Origin of the sequence: Streptomyces sp. CRCS-T-1 (genome assembly GCF_024442335.1) — a bacterium.
GTDB lineage: Bacteria > Actinomycetota > Actinomycetes > Streptomycetales > Streptomycetaceae > Streptomyces > Streptomyces koelreuteriae.
The window spans coordinates 3432995-3458708 of the sequence record NZ_CP101651.1 but is presented as its reverse complement, the minus strand read 5'-3'; the positions used below and the strand labels follow the sequence as shown (position 1 = coordinate 3458708).

The 25714-nt window shown below is 69.5% G+C and carries 26 protein-coding genes; 18 read left to right on the top strand and 8 right to left on the bottom strand.

Annotated elements, in window-relative coordinates; translation table 11 throughout:
• Window positions 1-18 precede the first annotated feature (18 nt).
• Window positions 19-549, bottom strand: a complete 531-nt coding sequence (locus NNW99_RS15390; protein ID WP_215119722.1) for a GNAT family N-acetyltransferase — start codon at window positions 547-549, stop codon at window positions 19-21.
• Window positions 534-1787, bottom strand: coding sequence for a helix-turn-helix transcriptional regulator (locus NNW99_RS15385; protein ID WP_215119721.1), 1254 nt, complete (start codon window positions 1785-1787; stop codon window positions 534-536). The genes NNW99_RS15390 and NNW99_RS15385 overlap by 16 nt, the downstream gene beginning before the upstream one ends.
• Before the next feature lie 186 nt (window positions 1788-1973).
• On the opposite strand from NNW99_RS15385, the gene NNW99_RS15380 reads away from it, so the two are divergent.
• From NNW99_RS15380 to tgmC, 4 genes are all read left to right on the top strand, one after another.
• Window positions 1974-2390 carry an ATP-binding protein gene (locus tag NNW99_RS15380; RefSeq protein WP_215119720.1) on the top strand — a complete coding sequence of 139 codons (417 nt, stop codon included), beginning with the start codon at window positions 1974-1976 and terminating at the stop codon, window positions 2388-2390.
• Window positions 2391-2452: 62 nt separating this feature from the next.
• The gene (gene tgmA / locus NNW99_RS15375) at window positions 2453-2755 is read left to right on the top strand and encodes a putative ATP-grasp-modified RiPP (RefSeq protein ID WP_215119719.1); all 303 of its coding nucleotides are present in this window, start codon (window positions 2453-2455) and stop codon (window positions 2753-2755) included.
• Window positions 2756-2760: 5 nt separating this feature from the next.
• Entirely contained in the window at window positions 2761-3717 is a 957-nt protein-coding gene (tgmB, locus tag NNW99_RS15370; RefSeq protein WP_215119718.1) for an ATP-grasp ribosomal peptide maturase, read from the top strand.
• A complete protein-coding gene (gene tgmC / locus NNW99_RS15365; protein WP_215119717.1) occupies window positions 3714-4901 on the top strand; it encodes an ATP-grasp peptide maturase system methyltransferase in 1188 nt (395 codons plus the stop codon). Before tgmB ends, tgmC begins: the two co-directional genes overlap by 4 nt.
• A gap of 126 nt (window positions 4902-5027) precedes the next feature.
• Here tgmC and NNW99_RS15360 read toward each other — a convergent pair whose 3' ends face one another.
• A complete protein-coding gene (locus NNW99_RS15360; protein ID WP_003974483.1) occupies window positions 5028-5465 on the bottom strand; it encodes a hypothetical protein in 438 nt (145 codons plus the stop codon).
• 630 nt (window positions 5466-6095) lie between these two features.
• On the opposite strand from NNW99_RS15360, the gene hemL reads away from it, so the two are divergent.
• The 7 genes from hemL (at window position 6096) to ccsB (ending at window position 13846) form a co-directional block, all read left to right on the top strand.
• Window positions 6096-7412 (top strand): glutamate-1-semialdehyde 2,1-aminomutase, encoded by a 1317-nt coding sequence (gene hemL / locus NNW99_RS15355; RefSeq protein WP_215119716.1) that lies wholly within the window; start codon window positions 6096-6098, stop codon window positions 7410-7412.
• Window positions 7409-8107, top strand: coding sequence for a histidine phosphatase family protein (locus NNW99_RS15350; RefSeq protein WP_215119715.1), 699 nt, complete (start codon window positions 7409-7411; stop codon window positions 8105-8107). Before hemL ends, NNW99_RS15350 begins: the two co-directional genes overlap by 4 nt.
• A 150-nt stretch (window positions 8108-8257) precedes the next feature.
• Window positions 8258-9538: a polysaccharide deacetylase family protein gene (locus NNW99_RS15345; protein ID WP_215119714.1), complete on the top strand. Its 1281-nt coding sequence runs from the start codon at window positions 8258-8260 to the stop codon at window positions 9536-9538.
• A gap of 66 nt (window positions 9539-9604) precedes the next feature.
• Window positions 9605-10261, top strand: coding sequence for a TlpA disulfide reductase family protein (locus tag NNW99_RS15340; protein WP_215119713.1), 657 nt, complete (start codon window positions 9605-9607; stop codon window positions 10259-10261).
• Between the two features lies 1 nt (window position 10262).
• Window positions 10263-11036 carry a cytochrome c biogenesis CcdA family protein gene (locus NNW99_RS15335; protein WP_215119712.1) on the top strand — a complete coding sequence of 258 codons (774 nt, stop codon included), beginning with the start codon at window positions 10263-10265 and terminating at the stop codon, window positions 11034-11036.
• A 3-nt stretch (window positions 11037-11039) separates the two neighbouring features.
• On the top strand, window positions 11040-12749 hold the full coding sequence (locus tag NNW99_RS15330; RefSeq protein WP_215119711.1) for a cytochrome c biogenesis protein ResB: 1710 nt from the start codon (window positions 11040-11042) through the stop codon (window positions 12747-12749).
• Complete coding sequence (gene ccsB / locus NNW99_RS15325) at window positions 12746-13846, top strand: c-type cytochrome biogenesis protein CcsB (protein ID WP_215119710.1); 1101 nt, start codon at window positions 12746-12748, stop codon at window positions 13844-13846. Before NNW99_RS15330 ends, ccsB begins: the two co-directional genes overlap by 4 nt.
• 82 nt (window positions 13847-13928) lie before the next feature.
• Here ccsB and NNW99_RS15320 read toward each other — a convergent pair whose 3' ends face one another.
• Window positions 13929-15338 (bottom strand): condensation domain-containing protein, encoded by a 1410-nt coding sequence (locus tag NNW99_RS15320; protein ID WP_215119709.1) that lies wholly within the window; start codon window positions 15336-15338, stop codon window positions 13929-13931.
• Between the two features lie 113 nt (window positions 15339-15451).
• Window positions 15452-16180 (bottom strand): MerR family transcriptional regulator, encoded by a 729-nt coding sequence (locus tag NNW99_RS15315; RefSeq protein WP_215119708.1) that lies wholly within the window; start codon window positions 16178-16180, stop codon window positions 15452-15454.
• An 82-nt stretch (window positions 16181-16262) separates the two neighbouring features.
• On the opposite strand from NNW99_RS15315, the gene uvrA reads away from it, so the two are divergent.
• The gene (gene uvrA / locus NNW99_RS15310; protein WP_215119707.1) at window positions 16263-18770 is read left to right on the top strand and encodes an excinuclease ABC subunit UvrA; all 2508 of its coding nucleotides are present in this window, start codon (window positions 16263-16265) and stop codon (window positions 18768-18770) included.
• 784 nt (window positions 18771-19554) lie between these two features.
• On the opposite strand, the gene NNW99_RS39125 is transcribed toward uvrA, so the two are convergent.
• Complete coding sequence (locus NNW99_RS39125) at window positions 19555-20160, bottom strand: hypothetical protein (protein ID WP_215119706.1); 606 nt, start codon at window positions 20158-20160, stop codon at window positions 19555-19557.
• A 104-nt stretch (window positions 20161-20264) separates the two neighbouring features.
• Here NNW99_RS39125 and NNW99_RS15300 point away from each other — a divergent pair, with 104 nt between their 5' ends.
• From NNW99_RS15300 to NNW99_RS15290, 3 genes are read left to right on the top strand one after another with little or no spacing between them, the layout of a single operon-like run.
• On the top strand, window positions 20265-21218 hold the full coding sequence (locus NNW99_RS15300; RefSeq protein ID WP_370869139.1) for a Scr1 family TA system antitoxin-like transcriptional regulator: 954 nt from the start codon (window positions 20265-20267) through the stop codon (window positions 21216-21218).
• On the top strand, window positions 21160-21303 hold the full coding sequence (locus NNW99_RS15295) for a DUF397 domain-containing protein (RefSeq protein WP_251058099.1): 144 nt from the start codon (window positions 21160-21162) through the stop codon (window positions 21301-21303). Before NNW99_RS15300 ends, NNW99_RS15295 begins: the two co-directional genes overlap by 59 nt.
• Window positions 21300-21491, top strand: coding sequence for a DUF397 domain-containing protein (locus NNW99_RS15290; protein ID WP_215119704.1), 192 nt, complete (start codon window positions 21300-21302; stop codon window positions 21489-21491). Before NNW99_RS15295 ends, NNW99_RS15290 begins: the two co-directional genes overlap by 4 nt.
• Window positions 21492-21505: 14 nt before the next feature.
• Here NNW99_RS15290 and NNW99_RS15285 read toward each other — a convergent pair whose 3' ends face one another.
• Window positions 21506-21844: a PLD nuclease N-terminal domain-containing protein gene (locus tag NNW99_RS15285; protein ID WP_215119703.1), complete on the bottom strand. Its 339-nt coding sequence runs from the start codon at window positions 21842-21844 to the stop codon at window positions 21506-21508.
• A gap of 67 nt (window positions 21845-21911) precedes the next feature.
• Between NNW99_RS15285 and NNW99_RS15280 the strand changes: the two genes are divergently transcribed.
• Window positions 21912-23363, top strand: a complete 1452-nt coding sequence (locus NNW99_RS15280) for a menaquinone biosynthesis decarboxylase (protein WP_215119702.1) — start codon at window positions 21912-21914, stop codon at window positions 23361-23363.
• Window positions 23360-24262, top strand: coding sequence for a menaquinone biosynthesis prenyltransferase MqnP (gene mqnP, locus NNW99_RS15275; protein WP_215119701.1), 903 nt, complete (start codon window positions 23360-23362; stop codon window positions 24260-24262). Before NNW99_RS15280 ends, mqnP begins: the two co-directional genes overlap by 4 nt.
• A gap of 12 nt (window positions 24263-24274) precedes the next feature.
• Here mqnP and NNW99_RS15270 read toward each other — a convergent pair whose 3' ends face one another.
• The gene (locus tag NNW99_RS15270) at window positions 24275-24880 is read right to left on the bottom strand and encodes a rhomboid family intramembrane serine protease (RefSeq protein ID WP_215119700.1); all 606 of its coding nucleotides are present in this window, start codon (window positions 24878-24880) and stop codon (window positions 24275-24277) included.
• Between the two features lie 91 nt (window positions 24881-24971).
• Between NNW99_RS15270 and NNW99_RS15265 the strand changes: the two genes are divergently transcribed.
• Window positions 24972-25664, top strand: a complete 693-nt coding sequence (locus tag NNW99_RS15265) for a UbiX family flavin prenyltransferase (protein WP_215119699.1) — start codon at window positions 24972-24974, stop codon at window positions 25662-25664.
• The last annotated feature ends 50 nt before the right edge of the window (window positions 25665-25714 follow it).

The following is a 25714-nucleotide window of genomic DNA, read 5'->3' as shown; positions in this document are numbered from 1 at the left end:
GTCACGGCCTCGAGGCGGTCAACCTCGAAGAGCCTTGACCATGACCGCGTACACCGGAGAGTCGGCGAACGGCTGCTGCTCGCCGACCTCGGCGTAGCCCCACGACTCGTAGAGCTCCCGCACCTTGGGGTGGGTCACGTCGACCAAGAGCACGGCGAGGTCTTCCGCGCGTTCCTTCAGCAGCGCTTCGTGGAGCCGCTCGGACATGCCCTGCTTGCGCCAACTCGGACGCACCATCACCTCGGACACCGCGTAGGTGGCGGTGCGGCCGCCGTCCGGCTCGTAGCCGGTGGACCGCCACCACTCCCGGCCGGGTGCGAGCGGAGCGCCATAGGCGAAACCGGCCGGTTCGTCCGCGTCGTACGCGACGACACAGGAGAAGCCGTCCATGCCGCTCCAGTGGTCGACGAACCAGGCGAAGCGCTGGTGGAAGGGGTCGTCCATCTGTTCGGCGTAGGCGTCGGCGTGTACGTCGATGAGCATCTGCCGGAAGGCCTCGGGGAGGGTTCCGTGCTGGAAGTGACGCAGGTCGGTCACGCTCGGCTCCATTCGGTGCGCATGCGGTCGGCCCAGTCTCGTGCGTAGGAGGCGGAGGGGGCCATGACGAACAGGCCCCGGTGGAAGTCGCCGATGAGGGTGCGCATACGGCCGGGCAGCTGGCCGCCACCCATGATCGTGAAGACGTCGGTGGCTGAGGCCGTGGCCTGTTCGGCTTCTCCCTGGTGGAGCTGTGCGAGGGCGAGTTGGGCGGTCGCGAGGGCCCTGTTGCGCCGGAAGGCGGACGGGATTCTGGTCAGAGCGCGGTGTGCCAAGGCTTCGGCATGAGGGTGGCGTCCGCTGTTGAACTGGACGATCGCGGCGAGGTGGTCGAGTTCGGCCTGCCCGTAGAAAGCCGTCCAGCGTGGGCGGTCGCGGTCGGCCACCCTGGTGAAGGTGTCCTGGGCCGATCCCAGAGAGCGCAGGCCCGCATGGCCGTCACCGAGGGCCGCGTATGCGAGAGCGACGCGGACTCGCCCCAGCGAGTCGAAGAACGGGTCACGTCGAGCAGCCGAGGAGGCTTGTGCGGCCTGGGCTGCCGCGAGTGCTTCGGGCCAGTTCTGGCGCTGGTAGGCCAGCATCGAGAGGTTGACCCACACTCGCATTTCGGTGGTGCCGTCCTGGGAGAGGCCGGCGTAGGTGGCGGACTCGTTGAGGTGGCGCTGCGCCTGGTCGAGGTTGCGGGCGTCGATGCAGGACCAGGCGGCGATGGTGGAGTACTCGGCGGCCAGAGCGTACAAGGCTCGGCGGACGCGCTCGCCCGCGTTGCGCTGCTGCAGCTCCAGGACGCTGTCGCGGCCCTGGACAGCGGCCTTCTCCAGGTCGGCGTGCCCGCCTTGGCGGTCGTCCGCATCGACGAGGGCGTTCATTCCGTCAGCGGCCCGGGCCACGTCTGACATGCCGACCGCACGACGCTGGGTCACCAGAGGAACCGCGGCGGCTGCGGTCCCGGTGGCCGAGGCGATGAAGGTGCGACGCCGCACAGGGTCCTCCTGCGGGTGATGCATGGAGCGTGGTGCGCTGAACCCTAAGTCCTCGACGGGGCAGTCGAACACCCGCTCCAGCGCCGCGCACGTACGTCCGATGGGGCGGCGGGAGGTTCCGTTCAGCAGGTTGCGGATGGTCCGGGCGCATACGTCGCCGGCCTTGCCGGTGATCTCTGCCAGCGCAGCGTTCATCCGACCAGCCAGTTCTTCCTGTGTGAGCCCGAGTTCGTCCATCCGGCTCTTCAGAACGGCGTTCGCTCCCATGTCACCGACCGTAGACCGAGGGTCACCGAGTGAGCCAGACCCGAGGTCACGGGAACGCAAAGTCTTCCGGTTCGAGGTGGCCGGTTGAAGCGCGACCTTTCCTGTTCCGCACGGGGCACTGGTCGTTGACTCGGTGTCAGCCCGTCGAGGCGCCCTGATTTCCCCCGGAGGGAAGTTCCTGTGTCCATGACCGCAGCCCGACCCACTGCGACCGGTGCACCCGGTTACACCGAAACGATGCCGTGCGAGCCGGAATCGGCCCGCCGGGCCCGCCTGTTGGTCATCGCCGCTCTGAACGCCTGGGACATAGGGGAGTTGGCCGACCCTGGGGTGCAGATCGTGGCCGAGTTCTTCAACAACGCTTTCCAGCACACCCGGTGCCGCAGCGTCCGTGTTCTGATCACACGTCCCTCTGACCGTGTGGTGCGTATCGGCGTTGCCGACACCTCCAGGAAAGACCTTGAGCTTGGCAGGCCAGGCGAGGACGCCGAGAACGGACGGGGCCTGCTCCTGATCGACGCCCTGAGCTGGAGATGGGGCTACGACCGGAAGCGCTGGGGCAAGGTCGTGTGGGCCGAGCTGGAAGTGCCGGCCAGATCCTGAGCCACGAGATTCGCGAAGTCAGTAGTCGAAACACCAGCACTCTCCGCAGAGAAAGGACGACCGTGTTCAACTACATGGACCGATTCCCCACCGGTAGCCCTCTTCCGCAGGGGCACCTGACGGCCCCTCCCTGGGGCCTGCGCCGTATCGCCCCGTACCCGGCGGTCGAGAGCCCCGACTACGCGAGCGTGGAGCTGGATCCGGCGACGCAGACCGCCCGTTACTTCGATGCTTCCGGAGCGCCGGCCCTGTCCCCGGGACACGGCACCTCCTCCGGCACGAACCCCGCCACGGGCACCACGGGCCAAGGCGACCGCAATAGCGACTCCCCGGACAGCGACACGGGGAACGACACCGACCAGTGACTCCGGTGACGAACGACGATCGTCCGGTCCTGGTCGTCACGAACCTTGACGACCCGACCGCCGACCTTGTGATCGACGAGCTGTACGAACGGGACGTCCCAGTCGTGCGGTTCGACTCCGGCGACTTCCCCGCCACCCTGTCGTGCTCGGCCGTCATCGGGGACAGCGACAGTTGGCGAGGAAGCGTGCGGACGCCCAGCAGGCGAGCCGACCTGGGGGCGGTGCGGTCCATGTACTACCGCCGCCCCTCGGGCTTCACCTTCCCCCACCTGGACAAGCAGGACGAGCGGTTCGCCGTGGCCCAGGCCCGCTACGGACTGGGCGGCATCCTGACCTCGCTGCCCGGCTGCCTGTACGTCAACCACCCCCACCGCATCGGAGACGCCGAGTACAAGCCGTCAGGGCTCGCCGCCGCAGCGGAGGCCGGCTTCATGCTGCCGCCCACGCTGATCACCAACGTCCCGGCCGACGCCCGAGCATTCATCAAGCGGCACGGGCCTGCCGTCTTCAAGCCGATCTCGGTCCCGCTCTACCTGGTCGAAGGCAAGGCCCAAACGGTCCCGGTCAGCGAGGTGGCCGCCGAAGACATCGACGAGTCCGTGTCCGGCACCATGCACCTCTTCCAGAAGCGCGTGGACAAGGTCGGGGACATCCGAGTCACGGTCATCGGCGAGCACACCTTCGCGGTGCGGATCGACTCCGGGCTCCTCGACTGGCGGACCGACTACGGCACCCACACCTACACCCCGGTCCGCGTGCCGCCCGCAGTGGAGCTGGCGATGCATGCCTACCTCAGCCACTTCGGGCTCGTCTTCGGGGCCTTCGACTTCGCTCTGACCGACTCCGGCGACTGGATCTTCATCGAGTGCAACCCTTCCGGACAGTGGGCATGGATGGAGCCGCCGACCGGTCTGCCGATGACCGCCGCACTCGCCGACCTCCTGGAAGGAGGGGCTTCGTGACCAGTGAGCCCGGTATCGAGACGGCCGCGGCCGGCCTCCGGCAGCAGCTCGCCGACCGGCTGGAGAAGGACGGCCGGCTGCGGTCACCGGAGTGGCGGGAGGCTGTCGAGATCGTGCCGCGCCACGCTTTCGTCCCCCGCTTCTACCGAGAGAGTGACGGCCTCGGCGTCACCACGTGGGAGCCGGTCACCCAGGAGATCGTCGGCCAGGAGGAGTGGCTCCGGCTCGTCTACAGCGACGAGACCTGGATTACGCAGTTCGACGGTCGGGACATCGACTGGAGTGATCCGAAGCCGATCAGCAACGCGGCTCCCACCTCTTCGTCGACGCTGCCGAGCCTCGTGGTGCGGATGCTCGAAGACTTGGACGTGCACGAGGGGCTGCGCGTGCTGGAGATCGGCACGGGCACCGGCTACTCCACGGCACTGATGTGCCACCGGCTGGGCAGTGAAGCCGTGACCTCGATCGAGACGGACGAAGGTGTGGCGCGGCGAGCCCGCCAGGCGCTCGCCCGGTCCGGCTGCCTTCCACACCTGTCAGTGGGGGACGGACGCGCAGGTCACCTCCGCGGAGCCCCGTACGACCGATTGATCGCCACCTGTGGCTTCCGCAGCATCCCTGCTGCGTGGCTGGAGCAGGTACGGCCCGGCGGCGTCATCCTCACCACCCTGCGCGGCTGGATGCGCTCACTCGGCCTGGTCAAGCTCATCGTCACCGGCGACAGCGCGAGCGGCTGGTTCAGCGAGGACGAACCGAGCTTCATGATCGCCCGCCAGCAGGACGCGCCGGAGAGTCTCGGAACGATCCCAGGGCCTGACGACGGAACGCAGCGGAGAGCCACGTACGGGCCTGAGGTTCTCATCAGCGCAGGTCCAGGCTTCATGGGGCAACTCGCGGCGCCGGACGCCCGCTTCTTCGCCATGCCGGTCGACGGTGGCCCGGTCAGCACGTTCGTCCTCGACAACCCGACCGGCTCCTTCGCCGTGCTCAGTCCCACCGACAACGGCTGGCAGGTCCGACAGGGCGGGCCGCGTCGACTCTGGGACGCGATCGAGTCGGCGGTGGCCACCTGGGAGGAGTACGGCTCACCGAGTACCGCCGCCTTCGGTGTGACGGTCTCCCGCGATGCTCAGGTGGTGTGGCTGGGGAACCCGGACGGTCCGCAGTGGCCCCTGCCCAGGTGAGGCGACGGCCTTCCGGCCTGCCCCCGCCCGCCCCTCAAACCGAGCCTCCCGGCACCGGGAACACCATCCAAAAGGGCGAGGCCCGAAGACCCCGCCCGATCACTCACCCCTCACAGAGCTCCCAGCTCAAGGCCACACAAGGCAATAAGGCTGATGCCCCGCCTCATGCAACCGATGTGAGAAGTCCTGCCACTCATGCAGCAGTTGGTAGACATTGAACGCGTCCCGCGGGCCACCCCGGTCCGGGACCGTTGACCAGATGAAGGCCGCCGCGCCCACCGCTTCCTCGCCGATGCCGCGGAGGGGGTCGACGACGGTCATGGGGAGTTTGACCACGGCGTAGTCGGGGTGGAGGACGACCAGTTCCAGGGGCGGGACCTTGTGGAGGGGGACGCCCTCGATGCCCGTGAGGACCATCGCCGCCATGGTCTCCGGCTTGATCTTGGTGAACATGCCGTTCATGCCGAGTTCGTCGCCGCCGAGTTCCTCGGGGCGCATCGAGATCGGGACGCGGGCCGCCGTCGCACCGTCGGGTGCGCCGAAGTATTTGTACGTCACCCCCACCCGGCCACCATTCCTGCTCCCCGCACGAAGATCGTCCACCCGGTGTTCAGCCTGAAATTCATCCACGCGACGCTCACCCCGACGTTCAGCCCGAAGATCGTCCAGCCGATGTTCAGTACGTCCGTCGGACCGCTCCGGTTCACTCTGCGGGCTCTGCGTCTGACGAGTTTCCTGAGTGTCCTCCGCCTCGCGCCGGTGCTTGCCCCGCCTGGCACGTCGAGGACCCAGGTCATCGGTCCCCTCGCCCAGTCCGCCACCGCGATGCATATCTCCACCCGACTGCTTTTTCTAGGACGCGTCGCCCCCGCCGCGCAACCCGATCATCGTGTCAGTGACCTCCCCCGCGACCGCCCGGCGAAACGTGCGCCGAAACATCTGTCCGCAGGATCTTCGCAGCCTCTGACCACCCTGGGCCGTTTGATCTGTGTGTATCAGGTCCAGTCTCGCAGACGGCCGGGAATCGCGGGCTGGATGCGGGTTCGCTCACACTCGCCGTCCGCCCCGTCACACTCGCCGTCCGCCCCGTAACCTCCCCTGGCCTACCCTGAACAGGTCACTGAAGCGGTCAAGGAACAGGTCACTGGTACCCGGAGCCGACAACGTCGGAGAAGGTCGGAGAAGTCGCAGGTCATGAGCGAACTGGCATATCCGTATGAAGCACCGGCCTCGCAGGCTCTGTTCGACCGTGCGGCGGCCGTCACGCCCGGCGGTGTGAACTCACCGGTACGGGCCTTCCGCGCCGTCGGCGGCACGCCGCGGTTCATGGTGTCCGGCACCGGCCCGTATCTGACGGACGCCGACGGACGCGAGTACGTCGACCTCGTGTGCTCCTGGGGACCCATGATCCTCGGGCACGCGCACCCCGAGGTCATCGCCGCCGTCCAGGACGCCGTCGCCCGCGGTACGTCCTTCGGTACGCCCGGCGAGGGCGAGGTCGCGCTCGCCGAGGAGATGATCGCCCGGGTCGGGCCCCTGGAGCAGGTCCGGCTCGTGTCCAGCGGCACCGAGGCGACCATGTCCGCGATCCGGCTCGCGCGCGGATTCACCCAGCGCGCCAAGGTGATCAAGTTCGCCGGGTGCTACCACGGCCACGTTGACTCGCTGCTCGCCGCCGCCGGCAGCGGTGTCGCCACCTTCGCGCTGCCCGACACCCCGGGCGTCACCGGCGCCCAAGCCGGCGACACCGTCGTCCTGCCCTACAACGACCTCGACGCCGTACGCGAGGCCTTCCGGGCCCACCCCGGCGAGATCGCCTGCGTGATCACCGAGGCCTCCCCGGGCAACATGGGCGTCGTACCGCCCGCGGACGGCTTCAACCAGGGGCTCAAGGACATCTGCGCCGAGAACGGCGCCCTCTACGTCTCCGACGAGGTCATGACCGGCTTCCGGACCAGCCGCGCCGGGTGGTTCGGGGTCGACGGCGTCGTCCCCGACCTGATGACCTTCGGCAAGGTCATGGGCGGCGGCTTCCCTGCCGCGGCCTTCGGCGGACGCGCGGACGTCATGGCCCACCTCGCTCCCGCCGGGCCCGTCTACCAGGCCGGCACCCTCTCCGGGAACCCGATCGCCACCGCCGCCGGCCTCGCCCAGCTCCGGCTGCTCGACGACGCCGCCTACGCCAAGGTCGACGCCGTCTCCAAGCAGATCCAGGGCCTCGTCACCGACGCCCTGACCAAGGAGGGCGTCGCGCACACGCTGCAGCACGCCTCCAACATGTTCTCCGTGTTCTTCACCGACCGCCCGGTCAGGAACTACGAGGACGCCAAGGCGCAGGAGTCCTTCCGCTTCACCGCCTTCTTCCACTCGCTGCTCGCCGACGGCGTCTACCTGCCGCCGTCGTCCTTCGAGTCCTGGTTCGTCTCCACCGCGCACGACGAGCGTGCCGTGCAGCGCATCGCCGACGCCCTCCCGGCGGCGGCCCGCGCGGCCGCGGAGGCCACGGCATGAGCGACCAGAACAACGGCACGAACGACGACATCACCGTCGTCCACGTCATGCGCCACGGCGAGGTCGCCAACCCGGACGGCATCCTCTACGGCCGCCTCCCCGGCTACCACCTCTCCGAGCTGGGCCGGCGCATGGCGGACCGGGTCGCCGAGCACCTCGCGGACCGCGATGTCACCCATGTCGTCGCCTCCCCGCTGGAGCGGGCGCAGGAGACGGCCGAGCCGATCGCCAAGGCGCACGGCCTCGACCTCGCCACCGACGAGCGGCTGATCGAGGCCGACAACATCTTCCAGGGGAAGACCTTCGGCGTCGGCGACGGTGCGCTGCGCAAGCCCGGCAACTGGAAGCACCTGGTCAACCCACTGCGGCCGTCCTGGGGCGAGCCGTACGTCGATCAGGTCGTGCGCATGATGAGCGCGCTGAGCACGGCGAAGGACCGGGCCCGGGGGCACGAGGCGGTCGTGGTCAGCCATCAGCTGCCGATCTGGATCGTGCGGTCGTACGTGGAGCGGCGGCGGCTGTGGCACGACCCGCGCAAGCGGCAGTGCACGCTCGCCTCGCTGACGACCTTCACCTTCCGGGGCGACCGGATCGTCTCCGTCGGCTACACCGAGCCGGCCCGCGATCTCGTCCCGGCGCATCTCCTCGCCGGTGCCAAGCCGGTGAAGGGGAAGGACAAGGCCTTCGGCGCCTGACCCGACCCAGGAAGCACACAAGCCCTTTCTGTTCGCTTCTGATCGGCTTCCGACCGCTCCGTTACGGAATCTGCAAGTTTCAGCGGAACCTCCCCGTTCGTCACGTCCTCTGACTGGGTGACCAGCACGACGTGACGAATCGGGGATGCCATGCGCGCTCTCACCCGCAGGGGAATGCTCGGAATCGGCGCGGGAGCCGCCGCCGCCTCGCTCGCCGGATGCGGCGGCCTCACCGGGTCAGAGGGATCGAGCCATGCCGGAGGTTCCCCCAGTAAGGGAACCAGCAGTCCGAAGCCCACCGCCCGCCCCATAGGCGACGGCTCCACCGCCTACACCGGCAAGCAGCCCCACCAGCCCGGCAAGCCCGAGCCGCTGGAGCCGGGCCAGACCCCGCCCCAGTTCGTCGTCTTCTCCTGGGACGGCGCCGGCGAGGTCGGCAACGGCCTGTTCCCGCGCTTCCTGGACCTGACCAAGGAGCACGGCGCGAGCATGACCTTCTTCCTGTCCGGGCTGTATCTGCTGCCCGAGTCGAAGAAGCGCCTCTACGACCCGCCGAACAACCCGCGCGGCGCCTCCGACATCGGCTACCTCACCGACGCGCACGTCAAGGACACGCTGAAGTACGTCCGCCGGGCCTGGCTGGAGGGCCACGAGATCGGCACCCACTTCAACGGGCACTTCTGCGGCGAGACCCACGGCTCGGTCAAGAACTGGACGCCCCAGCAGTGGCGCAGCGAGATCGACCAGGCGAAGTCCTTCGTGAAGGAGTGGCGCACCAACAGCGGCTGGACCGACCTGCCGTCCCTGCCGTTCGACTACGACAAGGAACTCGTCGGCGGCCGTACGCCCTGTCTGCTCGGCCAGGACAACCTGCTGCCCACCGCCCGCGAGCTCGGCTGGCGCTACGACGCCTCCTCGCCCGGCGGCCGCCAGGTCTGGCCCGTGAAGCGGCAGGGGATCTGGGACCTGCCCCTACAGCAGATACCTTTCCCCGGCCGGGGCTTCGAGGTCCTCTCCATGGACTACAACATGCTGGCAAATCAGTCCATAAGCACCACAAAGGCACCCGCGCACAACTACCCGGGCTGGAGGAAGCAGTCGACCCAGGCGTACATCCAGGGCTTCCAGCGGGCCTACGAGTCCAATCGCGCGCCCCTCTTCATCGGCAACCACTTCGAGCAGTGGAACGGCGGCATCTACATGGACGCCGTGGAGGAGGCCTTCAAGCACATCGGGCGCGAGAAGGACAAGGGCGCCGATGTGCGCCTCGTCTCCTTCCGCCAGTTCACGGACTGGCTGGACGTCCAGAAGCCCGAGGTGCTGGCGGGGCTCCGTACCCTCGAGGTCGGGCAGCAACCGGCCGGTGGCTGGAAGGGGTTCGTCGAGAAGGCCCCGCAGGGGACCGGGACACCCTCGCAAAACGCTGCCTGAAATGCGGTTTTCCGCCCACAAGGGGGGTGGGCGAGAGCCCTGGAACGGGCATGCGAAACTTTTCACATGAGTGCCGCCAGCCGCGCCCCCCTGGGCTCGAACAGCTCGCCCCGCACGACCCGGAACACCCGCTCACCCCGGGTCCGTCGCCGCGCCGCCCTGACCGCCGGTGCCGCCGCGGCCGCCCTGCTCGTCTCCGCGTGCGGCTCGGGCGGCACCTCCGGCGGGGGCGGCAACACCAACTTCGTCACCGGCTCCGACGGCACCTCCACGGTCGCCAAGGGCGAGCGCACCCCCGCCCCCGACCTGTCCGGCAAGACCATCGCCGGCAAGACCCTCGACGTCTCCGACTTCAAGGGCAAGGTCGTCGTCCTCAACGTATGGGGCTCCTGGTGCAACCCCTGCCGCGCCGAGGCCAAGTACTTCGCCAAGGTGTCCAAGGCGTACGAGGACAAGGGCGTGCAGTTCGTCGGCATCAACACCCGCGACACCTCCACCGGCGCCGCCCTCGCCTTCGAGAAGGACTGGGACATCACCTACCCCAGCCTCTACGACCCGACCGGCAAGCTGCTGCTGCGCTTCGACAAGGGCACGCTCAACCCGCAGGCGATCCCCTCCACCCTCGTCCTCGACCGGGACGGCAAGATCGCGGCCCGCTCGCTGTCCGCGCTCAGCGAGGAACGGCTGCTGAAGATGCTCAAGCCCGTCGTCGCGGAGAAGTGACGTGACGGACGTCAATGCCCTCGCCGCGGTCACGGACCCCAACGGCACGGTGCTCAACGGCGCCCTGCTGGCGGCCCTGCCCCTCGCCCTGCTCGGCGGCCTGGTCTCCTTCTTCTCGCCCTGCGTGCTGCCGCTCGTGCCGGGCTATCTGTCGTACGTCACCGGCGTCAGCGGCACCGACCTGGCCGAGGCCAGGCGAGGCCGGATGGTCGCCGGTGCCTCGCTGTTCGTGCTCGGCTTCACGGCGGTCTTCGTCTCCGGCGGCGCCTTCTTCGGCTACTTCGGCCAGACGCTCCAGGAGGAGCGCGGCGTCCTGTCGAAGGTGCTGGGCGTCTTCATGATCCTCATGGGGATCTTCTTCATGGGGCTGATGCCCTGGCTCACCCAGCGCGAGTTCCGCTTCCACCGCAAGCCGGCGGCCGGCCTGGTCGGCGCTCCCGTGCTGGGGGCGCTGTTCGGGATCGGCTGGACGCCCTGCATCGGACCGACGCTGGCCGCCGTGCAGACACTCGCCCTGAACCAGGGCAGCGCCGGACGCGGCGCCCTCCTCACCGTCGCGTACTGTCTGGGGCTGGGCGTGCCGTTCGTGCTCGCCGCGGTCGCCTTCCGCAAGGCCCTCGGTGCCTTCGGCTGGATCAAGCGCCACTACGTCTGGGTGATGCGGGTCGGCGGCACCATGATGATCGTGACCGGTCTGCTGCTGCTGACCGGCGCGTGGGACCGCATCGTGCAGGAGATGCAGGTCTGGTCCGACGGCTTCACTGTGGGGATCTGATCGATGAGCAAGACCACCGCCCCCGACCCGGCCCCGCCCGCCGGTGAGGACCAGGACCTGGGCGCCGCCGGCTCCCAGCTCTCCACCGCCCCCAAGGAAGACCTGCCCAACCTGCCCGCCCTCGGCGTCATCGGCTGGGTCCGCTGGTTCTGGCGCCAGCTCACCTCCATGCGGGTCGCGCTGCTGCTGCTCCTGCTGCTCTCCCTCGGCGCGATCCCCGGCTCGCTCATCCCGCAGTCCGGCCAGGACGAGACCAAGGTCGCCGACTTCCGCAGGAACCACGAGACTCTCGGCGAGATCTACGACAAGCTCGGCCTGTTCCACGTCTACGGCTCGGTGTGGTTCTCCGCGATCTACATCCTGCTGTTCATCTCCCTCATCGGCTGCATCGTGCCCCGCACCTGGCAGTTCGTGGGCCAGCTGCGCGGCCGCCCGCCGGGCGCGCCCAAGCGGCTGACCCGGCTGCCCGCCCACACCACCTGGCGCACCACGGCCGAACCCGAGCAGGTCCACGAGGCCGCCCTCGCCCTGCTCAAGAAGCGCCGCTTCCGCGCCCACCTCGCCGGTGACGCCGTCGCCGCCGAGAAGGGCTATACGCGCGAGCTGGGCAACCTCGTCTTCCACATCGCCCTCATCGTGATGCTGGTCGCCTTCGCCTGGGGCCAGCTCTACAAGTCCGAGGGCAACAAGCTCGTCGTCGAGGGCGCCGGCTTCTCCAACACGCTCACCCAGTACGACGACTTCAAGTCCGGCAACCTCTTCTCGTCGGACGACCTGGTGCCGTTCAGCTTCAACCTGAAGAAGTTCACCGGCACCTACGAGCGCACCGGCCCCAACAAGGGCACCCCGCGCACGTACCAGGCCTCCCTCGACTTCAGCGCGGGCCCGTACGGCAAGGACGAGAAGACCACCGTCAAGGTCAACCATCCCCTGGAGATCGGCGACTCCAAGGTCTATCTCGTCAGCCACGGCTACGCCCCCGTCATCACCGTGCGCGACGCCCAGGGCAAGGTCGTCTACGAGGACGCGGTACCGCTGCTGCCGCTGGACGCCAACGTCACCTCCTCCGGAGTCGTCAAGGTCCTCGACGGCTACCGCAACGCCCAGGGCAAGAAGGAACAGCTCGGCTTCAACGCGTTCTTCGTGCCGACCTACGGCGGCCACGCCAGCGGCACGATGCTGTCGCAGTTCCCCGCGCTGGACTCTCCGCTGCTCGCGCTGTCCGCCTACCACGGCGACCTCGGGGCCGACTCGGGCATCCCGCAGAGCGTGTACCAGATGGACAAGACCAACATGAAGGAGTTCAAGGACTCCAAGGGCAAGCTGTTCAAGAGGCTGCTGCGGCCCGGCGACTCCATGACGCTCCCGAACGGCGCCGGTTCGGTCACCTTCGGCAAGACCGTCAAGGAGTGGGCCGGCTTCCAGGTCGTCCAGGAGCCCGGCGGCGGCTGGGCCCTCGCCGGGGCGATCGCCGCGATCGGCGGCCTCGCCGCCTCCCTGTTCATCCAGCGCCGCCGCGTCTGGGTGCGCGCGGTCAAGGGCGCCGACGGCGTCACCGTCGTGGAGATGGCCGGTCTCGGCCGCAGCGAGTCCGCCAAGGTCCCCGAGGAACTGGGCGACCTCGCGGGGATCCTCTACGACCAGGCCCCGGGCGCACCCGACCCCGACGACCCCGCAGACACCCCCGTACCTGCCGAAGGGGCTGAGAAATGACTCTCGCCGCCGCAACCGATCTGGCCGCCGCCACCAACGAGAACCTCGCGAGCATCAGCAATGTGCTGATCTACTCGTCGATGGCCGTCTACACCCTGGCGTTCTTCGCGTACATCGCCGAATGGCTCTTCGGCAGCCGCAGCAAGGTGGCCCGGACCGCCGCCGCGCTCACCACCACGGCGGACGCGAAGAAGAAGGCGCCGGCCGTCACCGTGAACCAGGCCGGCGGCACCGCCGTCCTGGAGCGGCCGAAGGTCACCGTGCGGGCCGCGTCCGGCCAGCGGGACGTACCGGACGGGCCCGGCGCGGCCGGCGGGGACGAACAGGGCGACCTGTACGGCCGGATCGCGATCTCCCTCACCGTGCTCGCGTTCCTGATCGAGTTCGGCGGTGTCCTCACCCGCGCCCTGTCGGTGGAGCGGGCGCCGTGGGGCAACATGTACGAGTTCAACATCACGTTCTCCACGGTCGCCGTCGGCGTGTACCTCGCGCTGCTGGCCCTGAAGAAGAACGTCCGCTGGCTCGGGCTGTTCCTGGTCACCACGGTCCTGCTCGACCTGGGCCTCGCCGTCACCGTCCTCTACACGGCCAGCGACCAGCTCGTCCCTGCCCTGCACTCGTACTGGCTGTACATCCACGTCTCGACGGCGATCTTCTGCGGCGCGGTCTTCTACGTCGGCGCGATGTCGACGATCCTGTACCTCTTCAAGGACTCCTACGAGAACAAGCTCCAAGCCGGCGGCACGCCCGGCACCTTCGCGACCTCGGTGCTGGAGCGGCTGCCGTCCTCCGCGTCCCTCGACAAGTTCGCCTACCGCGTCAACGCGGCCGTCTTCCCGCTGTGGACGTTCACGATCATCGCGGGCGCCATCTGGGCCGGCGACGCCTGGGGCCGCTACTGGGGCTGGGACCCCAAGGAGACCTGGGCCTTCATCACCTGGGTCGCCTACGCCTGCTACCTGCACGCCCGCGCCACCGCCGGCTGGAAGGGCCGCAAGGCCGCCTACCTGGCCCTCATCGCCTTCGGCTGCTGGCTGTTCAACTACTACGGCGTGAACATCTTCGTCTCCGGCAAGCACTCCTACGCGGGCGTGTAAGCACCGCCCCCGAGGACACCGAAGGCCGGTTCCCGCGACTCCAGGTCACGGGAACCGGCCTTCGCCGTCTTCGGGGGGCCTCCTAAGGCCGGTCGGCGGTACTCGTGATGACGTCCCGCAACCGCTCCGCGTACAGCCGCAGGTTCTTGTGGGCGATGTCCGTGTCCGGGTAGCGGCTGGCGAACCACAGGCCCTCGTGCAGCCGGGTGATCCAGGCGCAGACCTGGTCGCCGTAGGACACCCGCAGCAGCCCGTACGCGTTCTGGTCGGTCCAGCGGTCGGAGCCGGGGATGGCGCGGGTGTCGACGAAGGAGACGATCGAGTAGAGGTCGGGGGAGGTGGGGCGGAAGTCGGCGCCGAGGAGGTGCAGGACCCGGGCGAGGGGGATGCGGGCGAGCCGTCGGTTGGCCTGGAGGGCGGCGCGTACGGTGCGCAGGGCGCTCGGGAAGTCGGGGGCCTCGGACATGGGGATCTCGATCGGGGCGCCGCCCACGTACCAGCCGACCGACTGCGACCACTGGGACTTCACCCGGGTGTGGAACGGCACGACCGTGCGATAGACGGGCTCGCCGCCGATCTCGTGCACGATCAGGGCCGTGGCCGCGAGGACCCCGACGAGGCTCCCGCCGTACGGGCGGCAGTACGCCTCGAACGCGGCGGCGGCCTCCGCGTCCACCAGCGGCTCACGCATGAACTTCTGCGTGGGCAGCCCGCCCTCGGGATCCAGGCCGAGGTCCATGGGGAAGCTCGGCAGCCGGCCCTCGCAGCGGTGGATGAACTCCCGCCAGCGGGCGACGATGTCGTGGTCCGCGTCGATGCGGTCGGCGTCCGCCCGCTCCGCTTCGCAGAAGTCGACGTAGCTGCCCACCGGTTCCGGCTCCGGCGCCGCCGCCACCTCACCGCCGCCGCGGGCCGCCTCGTACAACTCGTGGATCTCGGCGGGGATGCGGTGGATGGAGTAGGCGTCGACATTGCTGTGGTCGAACGCCATGTACACGCTGGTGGAGTCGTCCCGGACCACCGCCGTGTAGATGAGGTTGGGCCAGCGCAGGGCGTCCGCCGTGGTGTCGAAGCGGTCCTGGAGGTGCTGGGCCAGGGCCGCCGGGTCGGTGAAGTCGCCGGCCTCCTCGCGGTGCAGGGACACCGAGGAGGCGTCGAGCGTGAAGCGGCGGATCGAGTCACCGGGACCGCCCGCCCAGCGGAAGCCGCTGCGCAGGGTCTCGTGCCGCAGCGTCCAGCCGCGCAGCGCCTCGCCCAGCGCGTCCAGATCGGCCCGCCCCGGGATGTCGAACGCCGCGCCCAGCCAGGTCGGCACGAACAGCCCGTCCTCGCGCACGGACCGCGCCGTCCGGAGGTGCGACTCCTGGATGTACGCCGGCGGCCTGGAGTCCTCCGGCAGCGCCTTCGCCGTCGCGACGGTCGCCGGACTGAGTGTCCATTCGACGAGTCGCCCAGGTCGCACCTCGCAACGCTGGATGTCAGTCATTCGCACAGGGCGTCTCCGTTCGCAGGTGGGATAGACCCGACCAAAGGAATGCCGAACGGGCCCTCGGCGACACCGGCTTTCGCCACATTTCAATGGAACGGATGGCATCTCGAACGGCGTTACGAGCCCTTGGCGGTGCGCTCGGTTGACGCGAGGTAGCCGTGGAGCGCCCCCGAACCCTCGATCATCACCCTGGTCCGAGCCGTCAGAGCCTCCCCGCGCGCCGCGACGGCCGCCCGCAGGGCATCGCTGCTGCCCTCTCTCCGCAACCCCTCCAGCACCGGCCGGATCTGATCGAACAGATAGTGACTGCGGCGCAGGGTGTGCACGAGCCGGGCGTCGCGCACATCCGCCGGTTCGTACAGCCGGTATCCCGTGGCGCGCTCCCGCCGGGGCATGAGCAGCCCGGCCCCCTCCCACACCCGCAGCGCCGACGTCCGTACGCCCAACAGCGCGGCCACCTCCCCGATCCGCAGCCCGCCGGACCGGGGGAGCGGGGCGGGCGGCTCCGCGGCCAGCAACTCCAGCGCCTCACTCGCGGCCCTCAGCGAGACACGCTCCTCGTGCAGGGCGGCGTGCGCGGCGTCGACCAGCGCGAGCGCGCCCGCGGCGTCCCCCTCGTGCAGGGTCCGCATGATCCGCGTCGCCGCGACCGGCCCGTACCCGCGCATCAGCGTCCGGTACGCCAGCAGCGCGGCGCGGTGCACCTCGGTGAAGGCGCGGTAGCCGGACGCGGTCCGGGCGGCCGGCGGGAGCACACCGGCGTCCTCGTAGTTGCGGATCTGCTGCGTCGAGACACCGGCCGACCGGGCGAGGTCGACGGGACGGAGACGGCGTTGGTTCGTCATCGATTTGAAGGTTACGGCAGGAGACAAGGGGGGTGGATGCTCCAAAGTCTCAACACCGCACTTCAATGGAAGACTTGAAGGAATGGACTCCTTCATTCGCGTGACCGGCGCCCGACTCCACAACCTCAGGAACGTCTCCCTCTCCCTCCCGAAGAACAAGCTGGTCGTCCTGACCGGCCTGTCCGGTTCCGGCAAGTCCACCCTCGCCTTCGACACCCTCCACCGCGAGGGCCAGCGCCAGTACCTGGAGTCGCTGGGCATGGTCACCGGCCTCGTCAGCAAGCCCGCCGTCGACTCGATCACCGGCCTGTCCCCGTCCATCAGCGTCGACCAGCACCACACCAACCGCAGCCCCCGCTCCACGGTCGGCACGGTCACCGAGGTGTTCACGTATCTGCGGCTGCTGTGGTCGCGCATCGGAGTACGGCCGTGCCCCGGCTGCGGGAAGGACATCCCGCCGTCGTACGCCGAGGGCGCCGAGGGCGACGTGGACGCCGATGACGCCGAGGCGGAGCTGCGGCCCTGCCCGCACTGCGGCATGCGCGTGCCCGAGCTGGTGATGGGCTCCTTCTCCTTCAACAAGCCTGCGGGCGCGTGCCCGTCGTGCACCGGCCTCGGCGAGGTGATCCGGCCCGACGTACGGCGCCTGGTCGACGGCGGGAAGTCGGTCGCCCAGGGCGCGGTGAAGGGCTGGAACACCAAGTACACCGACTGGAGCCTCCCCGTACTGCGGGCCGCCGCCGCCCACTACGGCTTCACCTTCGACGCGGACGCACCCGTCGACGAACTGGGCGACATTCCGAGGGACCTGCTGCTCCACGGCGTCGAAAGCCCCGAGTTCCGACGGCACTTCCCGGACACCGATCCACCGGCGACCGTGTCGAAAGGCCGCTTCGAAGGGGTCGCCACGGCACTGCTGCGCCGCTACAACGACAGGGCCGACGACCCCGAGTACCGCGAACGCGCCGAACAGCAGGGCCTGCTGAAACAGCCCTGCGGGGAGTGCGGCGGAACCCGGCTGCGACCGGAGAGCCGGGCCGTGACCGTCCATGGACACACCATCGTCGAGGCCGCCCGGCTTCCCCTGACCGACCTCGACACCTGGCTGGCCGGTCTGCGGGAGCGGTCGGACGGGGACGAGTGGCTCCTCGTCGAACCGGTCGTCGCCGACCTGGAGGAGCGAGTGCGCCGCCTGGTCGACGTCGGCGTCGGCTACCTCACCCTCGGCCAGGCCACACCCAGCCTCTCCGCAGGCGAGACCCAGCGGCTACGACTGGCCGCCCTGCTCGGCTCCGGCCTGACCGGCGTCCTCTACGTCCTCGACGAGCCGACGATCGGACTGCATCCGTCCGACACCGAGCGACTGGTCCGCGTCCTGCGCAGGCTGCGCGACCTGGGCAACACGGTGCTCGTCATCGAACACGACCTGGACGTGCTGCGGGCGGCGGACTGGGTCGTGGACGTCGGCCCGGGGGCGGGACGCGACGGAGGGCGGATCGTGGCCGAGGGCACGCCGGAGGAGGTCGCGGGGGTGGAGGGCTCACCGACCGGGGCGTATCTGTCGGGCCGGGTGGCGTCGCCGGTGTCGCGCGAGCGGGGTGGCGGCGTTGGTGAGGCGGCCTTGGTCATCCGGGGCGCCCGGGCTCACAACCTCAAGGACCTGACCGTACGGATCCCCCTGGGCCGGCTGGTCACGGTCACCGGCCCGTCCGGGTCGGGCAAGTCCACGCTGCTGCTCGACATCCTGGACCGGGCCGCCCGCCGCCGCTTCAACGGGGCGGGGGAGCAGCCGGGTGAGCACGACGGCATCGACGGCTGGGAGCACCTGGGCAAGATCGTCACGGTCGACCAGGAGCCGGTCAGCCGCCTGCCGAGGTCCAACGCGGCGACGTACTCCGAGGTCTTCACCCCCATACGTGAGGTGTTCGCGGCCCGCTCGAAGGGGGCGCTCACACCAGGACACTTCTCCTTCAACACCGCCGGTGGCCGCTGCGAGCGCTGTGAGGGCGCCGGGGTGCTGTCGGTCCACATGCACTTCCTGCCCGCCGTGGAGGTACGGTGCCCCGCCTGCCGGGGACGGCGTTTCCGGCCCGAGGTGCTCGGGGTCCGGTACGAGGGGCACGACATCGCCGAGGTACTGGAGGCGACGGTGGACGAGGCGCTCGGCGTTTTCCGGGACGTGCCCGCCGTGGCCGGCCGGTTGCGCCGCATGGCGGATGTCGGCCTGGGCTACCTCCCGTTGGGCCAGCCCGCGCCCACCCTGTCCGGCGGCGAGGCCCAACGCCTGAAGCTGGCGAAGGAGTTGGGGCGCAGGTCGGCCGGCCGTACGCTCTACGTCCTCGACGAGCCGACAACGGGTTTGCACGCGGCGGACACGGCTCGTCTCCTCGGTGTGCTGCAGCGACTGGTGGACGCGGGCCACTCCGTCATCACCATCGAGCACAACGTGGATGTCATGCGGGCGTCCGACTGGCTGATCGACCTTGGTCCGGAGGGCGGGGCCGGAGGAGGCCGGGTCGTGGCGGAGGGGACTCCCCGGGAGGTGTCGGTGGCAGGGGCGTCGAGGACGGGTGGGTTCCTCCCCGGGTGACTTGGAGGGTGCTCTCGGGGCCGCCCGCTTCTTTGGAGTGTCGTGCTGGAACGGCCTGCGTCAAGGGCGCTTCGCGTCGCCTTCGGCGATGACCCTTCGGGTCACCCTTGACCCAGGCCGTTCCAGCACGGGAGAGAAGCGAGCGAGCGGCCCGGAAACGCGGGTGGCCAGACCCAACCTGCGATCTACGCCCCGTTGCATCGCCCCCGGCGTCAGCGGCCGCCCCCGCGCCTCGCCTGCACGCCGGGTTTGCTTAGCGGCGAACGGTGGTGGGTGGGTGGGGGGGGAGTGGGTGGAGTGGGGAGGGGCCGTCGGCGGGGGCACCGGGACCGGGACCGGTTACGGAGGGCGCGTTATTGCTGCTTTGGGAGCGGATGGGCCAAGGGGGAGAGGGAAGTTGCTGGTCGAGGAGGGGGTTGGCTGGCCCGACCGCTCCACTCACCACCTTCAGCCTCCCCGCCCCCTGCTCATCCACCCACCGACGGTCGCTCCCCCCCTTCCCCCCCCCACCACCGTTCGCCGCTAAGCGGCCCGGCGTGCTGGCGAGGCGCGGGCGCGCTTCCCTCTCGCCAGTGGTCAGGTAGCTGGCTGGAGGGGCGGTGGGCCTGGCCACCCGCCTTTCCGGGCCGCTCGCTCGCTTCTCTCCCGTGCTGGAGCGAGGTGAGTCAAGGGTGGCCCGGAGGGCCATCGCCGAAGGCGACGCGGAGCGCCCTTTACTCGGCTCGTGGAAGCACGACACTGACAAGAAGCGGGCGGCCCCGACAGTTGCTCTCGGTCGGCCTTGTCAGCCGTGCCGTTCCAGGACCGCGTAATCCGCGAAGCTGCGGCGGTAGCGCAGATGCCTGGTCTCCTGGGTGTGCCTGCGCTGCCACTCCTCGACCTCGGCGGGCGCCGAGCAGGGCCCTGAGCTCGCCCCGCAGTCCGTCTCCTCCCCGGAGACGCAGTACGCCTGGTACTCCGGCAGGGCGGAGTCGTCCTGGACGATCGTGTACGGGACGTACCGGAACAGTCTGCGCCCTGTCGATTCCCCGCCGTGCTCCCTGCCCTGGTGCTGGCGCAGCAGTACGTTCGCGTCCGTCACCGCACTTCCGTCGAACGCCGCCCGGGCCTTGTCCCGCTGGGCGGCGAGTTCCTCGCAGGTCGCGCAGCCGGGCACCGGGACGGGGGGTCGGGTCGGGTCGAAGGTGATGCCCTCCCTGGAACGGTCGTTGGCCGCGCGTACGCCCGCACTGATCCGTTCCTCCGGGGTGGCCGGCCTGATCCGAGCCGGGTCGGCCTGCCATTCCCGGCCGCCGCCGACCGGGCGCAGCATCACGTACGGCCCGGTCTTGTCCTGGTACTCGCCGACCTTGTGCGTGTGGGGGTCGTAGACGAGCGATCCCGGTTCCATTTCGTGCTCCTCCGTAACTCTGGGTGTATCGAGCGTTGCGCAGGGGAATGGGCCGGATCAATGTTTCGGGCGTGCGGGTGGTGCACTGTCACGGAGGGGGAGCCGTGAGTCGACGGAATGGCAGCGCGGGGTCGGGGGTGAGTACGGCGGCCGTGTTCGGGGAGGTGCTCAAGCATTTCCGCGAGGCGGCGTTGCTCACGCAGGAGGGGTTGGCGGGGCGTATCCCCTGCGACCGTTCGCATGTGGCTCGGGTGGAGGCGGGGACGAGGGTTCCGACCGACGGTTTCGCCAAGAGCTGTGATGAACTTCTGGCCACGGGTGGGGTGTTGATGCGGTTGTGGGGCCGGATCGACTGGTACCCGCAGGTGGAGCATCCTGATTGGTTCCAACGCCGGGCGGAGATGGATGCGAACGCGGTCAAGCTGTACGAGTACCAGGACATGGTGGTGCCGGGCTTGCTTCAGTCGGCGGACTACGCGAGGGCGCTGCTCTCCCAAAAGGCCTGTGGCGAACTGCTGGAGGACCGGGTTCGCGCGCGCCTGAGCCGACAGCAGCGCTTCCTCGCGGCGGACGGGCCGCTGTACATCGCCGTACTGGATGAGAGCTGTCTGCGTCCCGTCGGTCCCTCGGTCGTGATGCGTGATCAGTGCGCCCACCTGCTGAGCCTCGGGCAGCGCCCCAACATCCGTATCCAGGTAGCCCCGGCCGATCGCTACGACCTCGTCCGCCCCAACAGCTCGATGTCTCTGATCACGTTGCCGCACAGCGAGCAGTGGATCTACTCGGAGTCGCTGAGCCGTGGCTACTTCAACAATGATCCGAACGCCTACGCCCAACAGTGCCAGGCCTATGATGTGCTCAGGGCTGACGCTCCGTCTGCCCCGGAATCAGCCGCATTGATCAGGGAGGCGATGGAAGCGTATGGGCGGAACGATGGACAGCCTCGTCGCAGCGACCTGGATCAAGAGCAGCTACAGCGGAAACGACGCGGGCAACTGCATCGAAGTAGCCCCCGGTTTCCCCGAAGTCGTCCCGGTCCGCGACAGCAAAGCCCCTGACGGACCTGTGCTGTTGGTGTCCCCCCAAGCCTGGGCGGCATTCACCTCGTGCCTCGCGCTCCAGCCTGGAAGGGTACGAGCATGAACAGGACCGGACTCAGCGCGGCGACGTGGATCAAGAGCAGCTACAGCGACGACAACGGCGGCAACTGCATCGAAGTAGCCCCCGGTTTCCCCGAAACCGTCCCCGTCCGCGACAGCAAGAACCCTGACGGACCGGTCCTGGTCGTCACCCGGTCCGCCTGGTCAGCCCTGCTCTCGGCCGTCCGCTGACCTACTGCGCCGCTTCAGGACTCGTCGCGCTTGGGGTCGTCCGGGTCGGCGCCCCTGTCCCGGTCCTGGGGCTTGTCCTCGTCGAGGGACTTCAGGAAGTCGGGGTTGTCGTCGGGCGCGACCCACTGTCGGGAGCGGTTGCCTCGGACGCCGGACCAGCCTTCGGCGGCCGGGCGGCGCTTCTTGCCGGCGATGAGCCAGGAGATGGAACCGACGAGCGGGAACACCAGTACGAGGAGTGCCCACAGCGGCTTGGGCATGTGGCGGATGTCGTCGTCCTTGGTGCTGATGCAGTCGATGAACGCGTACACGCTCAGCGCCAGCGGCACGAGGAACATCAGTACCCGGAGCATGCGGCCTCTCAGCGAAAGCGGGTGGGCGGTTCAGGGCCAGGGTAGCCGCTCGGGGATACTGGACCGCATGGCTTACGACGATCTTCGCTCCCTGCTCAGGGCGCTGGAGCGCGAGGGCGACCTCAAGCGCATCAAGGCCGAGGTGGACCCGTATCTGGAGATCGGGGAGATCGTCGACCGGGTGCAGAAGGCCGGCGGCCCCGCGCTGCTCTTCGAGAACGTGCGCGGGTCCGGCATGCCGCTCGCGATGAACGTGTTCGGCACGGACCGGCGGCTGCTGAAGGCGCTGGAGCTGAAGTCGTACGGCGAGATCTCCGAGCGGATCGGCGGGCTGCTGAAGCCCGAGCTGCCGCACGGGTTCGTCGGCGTGCGCGAGGCCTTCGGCAAGCTCGGCTCGATGACCCACGTCCCGCCGAAGAAGGTCAAGGACGGCCCGGTGCACGAGGTCGTCCTGACCGGGGACGATGTCGACCTCGACCAGCTCCCGGCGCTGTTCACCTGGCCGAAGGACGGCGGCTCCTTCTTCAATCTGGGGCTCACCCACACCAAGGACCCGGAGAGCGGCGTCCGCAATCTCGGGCTGTACCGACTGCAGCGCCACGACAAGCGCACCATCGGCATGCACTGGCAGATCCACAAGGACAGCCGCAACCACTACCAGGTGGCGGCGCGCAGGGGTGAGCGGCTGCCCGTCGCGATCGCCTTCGGCTGTCCGCCCGCCGTGACGTACGCGTCCACGGCCCCGCTGCCCGGGGACATCGACGAGTACCTGTTCGCCGGGTTCCTCGCGGGCAAGCGGATCGAGATGGTCGACTGCAAGACCGTGCCGCTGCAGGTGCCGGCGCAGGCGGAGGTCGTCATCGAGGGCTGGCTGGAGCCGGGCGAGATGCTGCCCGAGGGGCCCTTCGGCGACCACACCGGCTTCTACACGCCGCAGGAGCCCTTCCCCGCGCTGAAGATCGACTGCGTGACGATGCGGAAGCGGCCGCTGCTCCAGTCGATCGTGGTGGGTCGCCCTCCGACGGAGGACGGGCCGCTGGGCCGCGCGACGGAACGCTTCTTCCTGCCGCTGCTGAAGATCATCATCCCGGACATCGTGGACTACCACCTGCCGGAGGCGGGCGGTTTCCACAACTGCGCGATCGTCTCGATCGACAAGAAGTACCCGAAGCACGCGCAGAAGGTCATGCACGCCGTCTGGGGCGCGCACATGATGTCGCTGACCAAGCTGATCGTGGTCGTCGACGCCGACTGCGACGTCCACGATCTGCACGAGGTCGCCTGGCGGGCCCTCGGCAACACGGACTACGCCCGGGATCTGTCGATTGTCGAGGGGCCCGTCGACCATCTCGATCACGCCTCCTACCAGCAGTTCTGGGGCGGCAAGGCGGGCATCGACGCGACGAAGAAGTGGCCCGAGGAGGGCTACACCCGCGACGGCGGCTGGCCCGACATGGTGGAGTCCGACCCGGAGACGGCGGCGAAGGTGGACCGTCGCTGGAAGGAGTACGGCCTGTGAGCTCCGCGTCCGCCGCGATCCCCCAGCCGGGACGCACGAAGGCGTTCCTGCGCCTGGTGATGATCGAGCACTCGGTCTTCGCGCTGCCCTTCGCCTATATCGCCGCGCTCACCGCGATGTTCCAGGTGGACCGGAACATCCACTGGGGGCGGCTGCTGCTGGTCACCGTCTGCATGGTGGGGCTGCGTACGTTCGCCATGGCGGTCAACCGGATCATCGACCGGGAGATCGACGCCCGTAACCCGCGGACGGCGAAGCGGGAGCTGGTGACCGGCGCGATGTCGGTACGCCACGCCTGGACCGGGGCGCTGATCGCCCTGGTCGTCTTCCTCGGCGCGGCGGCCCTGCTCAACCCCCTCTGCCTGGCCCTGGCCCCCATCGCGGTGATCCCGATGGTGGTCTACCCCTACGGCAAGCGGTTCACGAACTTCCCCCAGGCCATCCTCGGCCTGGCCCAGGCGATGGGCCCGGTCGGCGGCTGGCTCGCCGTCACCGGGGCCTGGTCCTGGGACGCGGTCATCCTCGGCCTCGCCGTCGGCATCTGGATCGGCGGCTTCGACCTGATCTACGCCTGCCAGGACGTCGAGACCGACCGCGAGATCGGCGTCATGTCCGTCCCGGCCCGCTTCGGCATCCCGGCGGCGATCTGGGGGGCGCGGGTCTGTCACGCGCTGACGACGGCCCTGTTCGTCTGGTACGCCCTCGCCACCGACGCCGGTGCCTTCTTCTGGCTGGGGCTGCTGATCGTCGCGGGCGCGTTCCTGTACGAGCATTCCATCGTCCGACCGCACGATCTGTCCCGCGTGAACCGGGCGTTCTTCAGCGTCAACGGCTTCATCGGGATCGCCTTGTTCGTGTGCGCGCTGCTGGATCTGCTGGTGCGCGGCCTCACCGTGTGAGCCTGATGAGCCTCACCGTATGAGCTCGGGCGGTGCCGCTGGGCGGCGGCGGAACGCGAACGCCGCCGCCACGCCCGCCAGCAGCCCGAGCAGGTGACCCTGCCAGCTGACGCCCGACTGGGTCGGGGCCAGGCCGGTCAGGATGGAGCCGCCCCAGATCGCGGCGATCACGATGCCGGTGAGGATGCCCAGGGGGCGGCGCTCCAGGAAGCCGGTGACCAGGAGGAAGCCGAAGAGGCCGAAGATCAGGCCGGAGGCGCCCGCGGTGTTGGTGTCCGGCGGAGATATGAGCCAGACGCCCAGGCCGTCGACCAGGATGATCAGCGCGCAGACCAGCAGGAAACGGCGTAGCCCGCTGAGCGCGGCCAGGAAGCCCAGGACCAGGAGCGGCAGGGTGTTCGCCAGCAGATGGGCGAAGCCGAAGTGGATGAACGCCGAGGGGACGACGTCGATCAGCTCGGAGGGCTCGCGCGGAGCGACGCCGAAGCCGTCCAGCGCGTGGCCGCTCGCCACGTCCACCACTTCCAGCACCCACAGCAGCGCCACCCAGACCAGCATCAGCTTGCCCGCGGCCATCACACGATCGCCGCGAGACCGCCCGGCTTCCACACCCGACATGGCGACCCCCAGTGCTCGCTCATCCCCTTCATGCAACGGCCCACACCCCTGCGCCGGTTCCCACCCTGTGACGCCCGATAGGCTCGGTGTTGTGAACCCAGTCAAGCCAGGCGAGACGCCGCGTACGCCTTGGATCGTAGGGGTGTCCGGGGCCTCCGGCACTCCGTATGCCGCTGCCGTGCTGCGGGCCCTGCTCGCGGCCGGTGAGAGTGTCGATCTCGTGGTGTCGCGGGCCTCGCGGCTCACCCTGCTGGATGAGACCGGGATCTCCTTCCGGGACGCCCACTGGCGGGACGACCTGCGGGAATGGCTGTCCCGGGGTGCCGACGGCAAGCCCGACACCTTCGCCGTGGACCTCGACGCCGTACGGCACTGGAGCGCCGGCGACCTGGCCGCCGGGCCCTCCTCGGGGTCGTACCCCACCAAGGGCATGCTCATCGTGCCCGCCTCGACGGCGAGCGTGGCCGGGGTCGCGCTCGGGCTGTCGAAGGACCTGCTGCAGCGGGCGGCGAGCGTGACCCTGAAGGAGAGCCGCCCCCTGGTCGTGGCCGTGCGCGAGACCCCGCTGAACGGCCAGACCCTGCGGCACCTGGTGACCCTCGACGACGCGGGCGCGAGCGTCGTACCGGCCTCACCCGCCTTCTACGCGGGCGCGACGCACATCCAGGACCTGGTGGACTTCGTCGCCGGACGCGTCCTCGACGCGGCGGGCGTGCCGCACCGGCTCTACCGCCGTTGGCAAGGTGAGCTCGGCGGCGGATCGCACCGCGCCGACTCCCCGTGAGCACGACCCCGAAACCGCACGACCCCGAAACCTCATCGGACCACAGACAA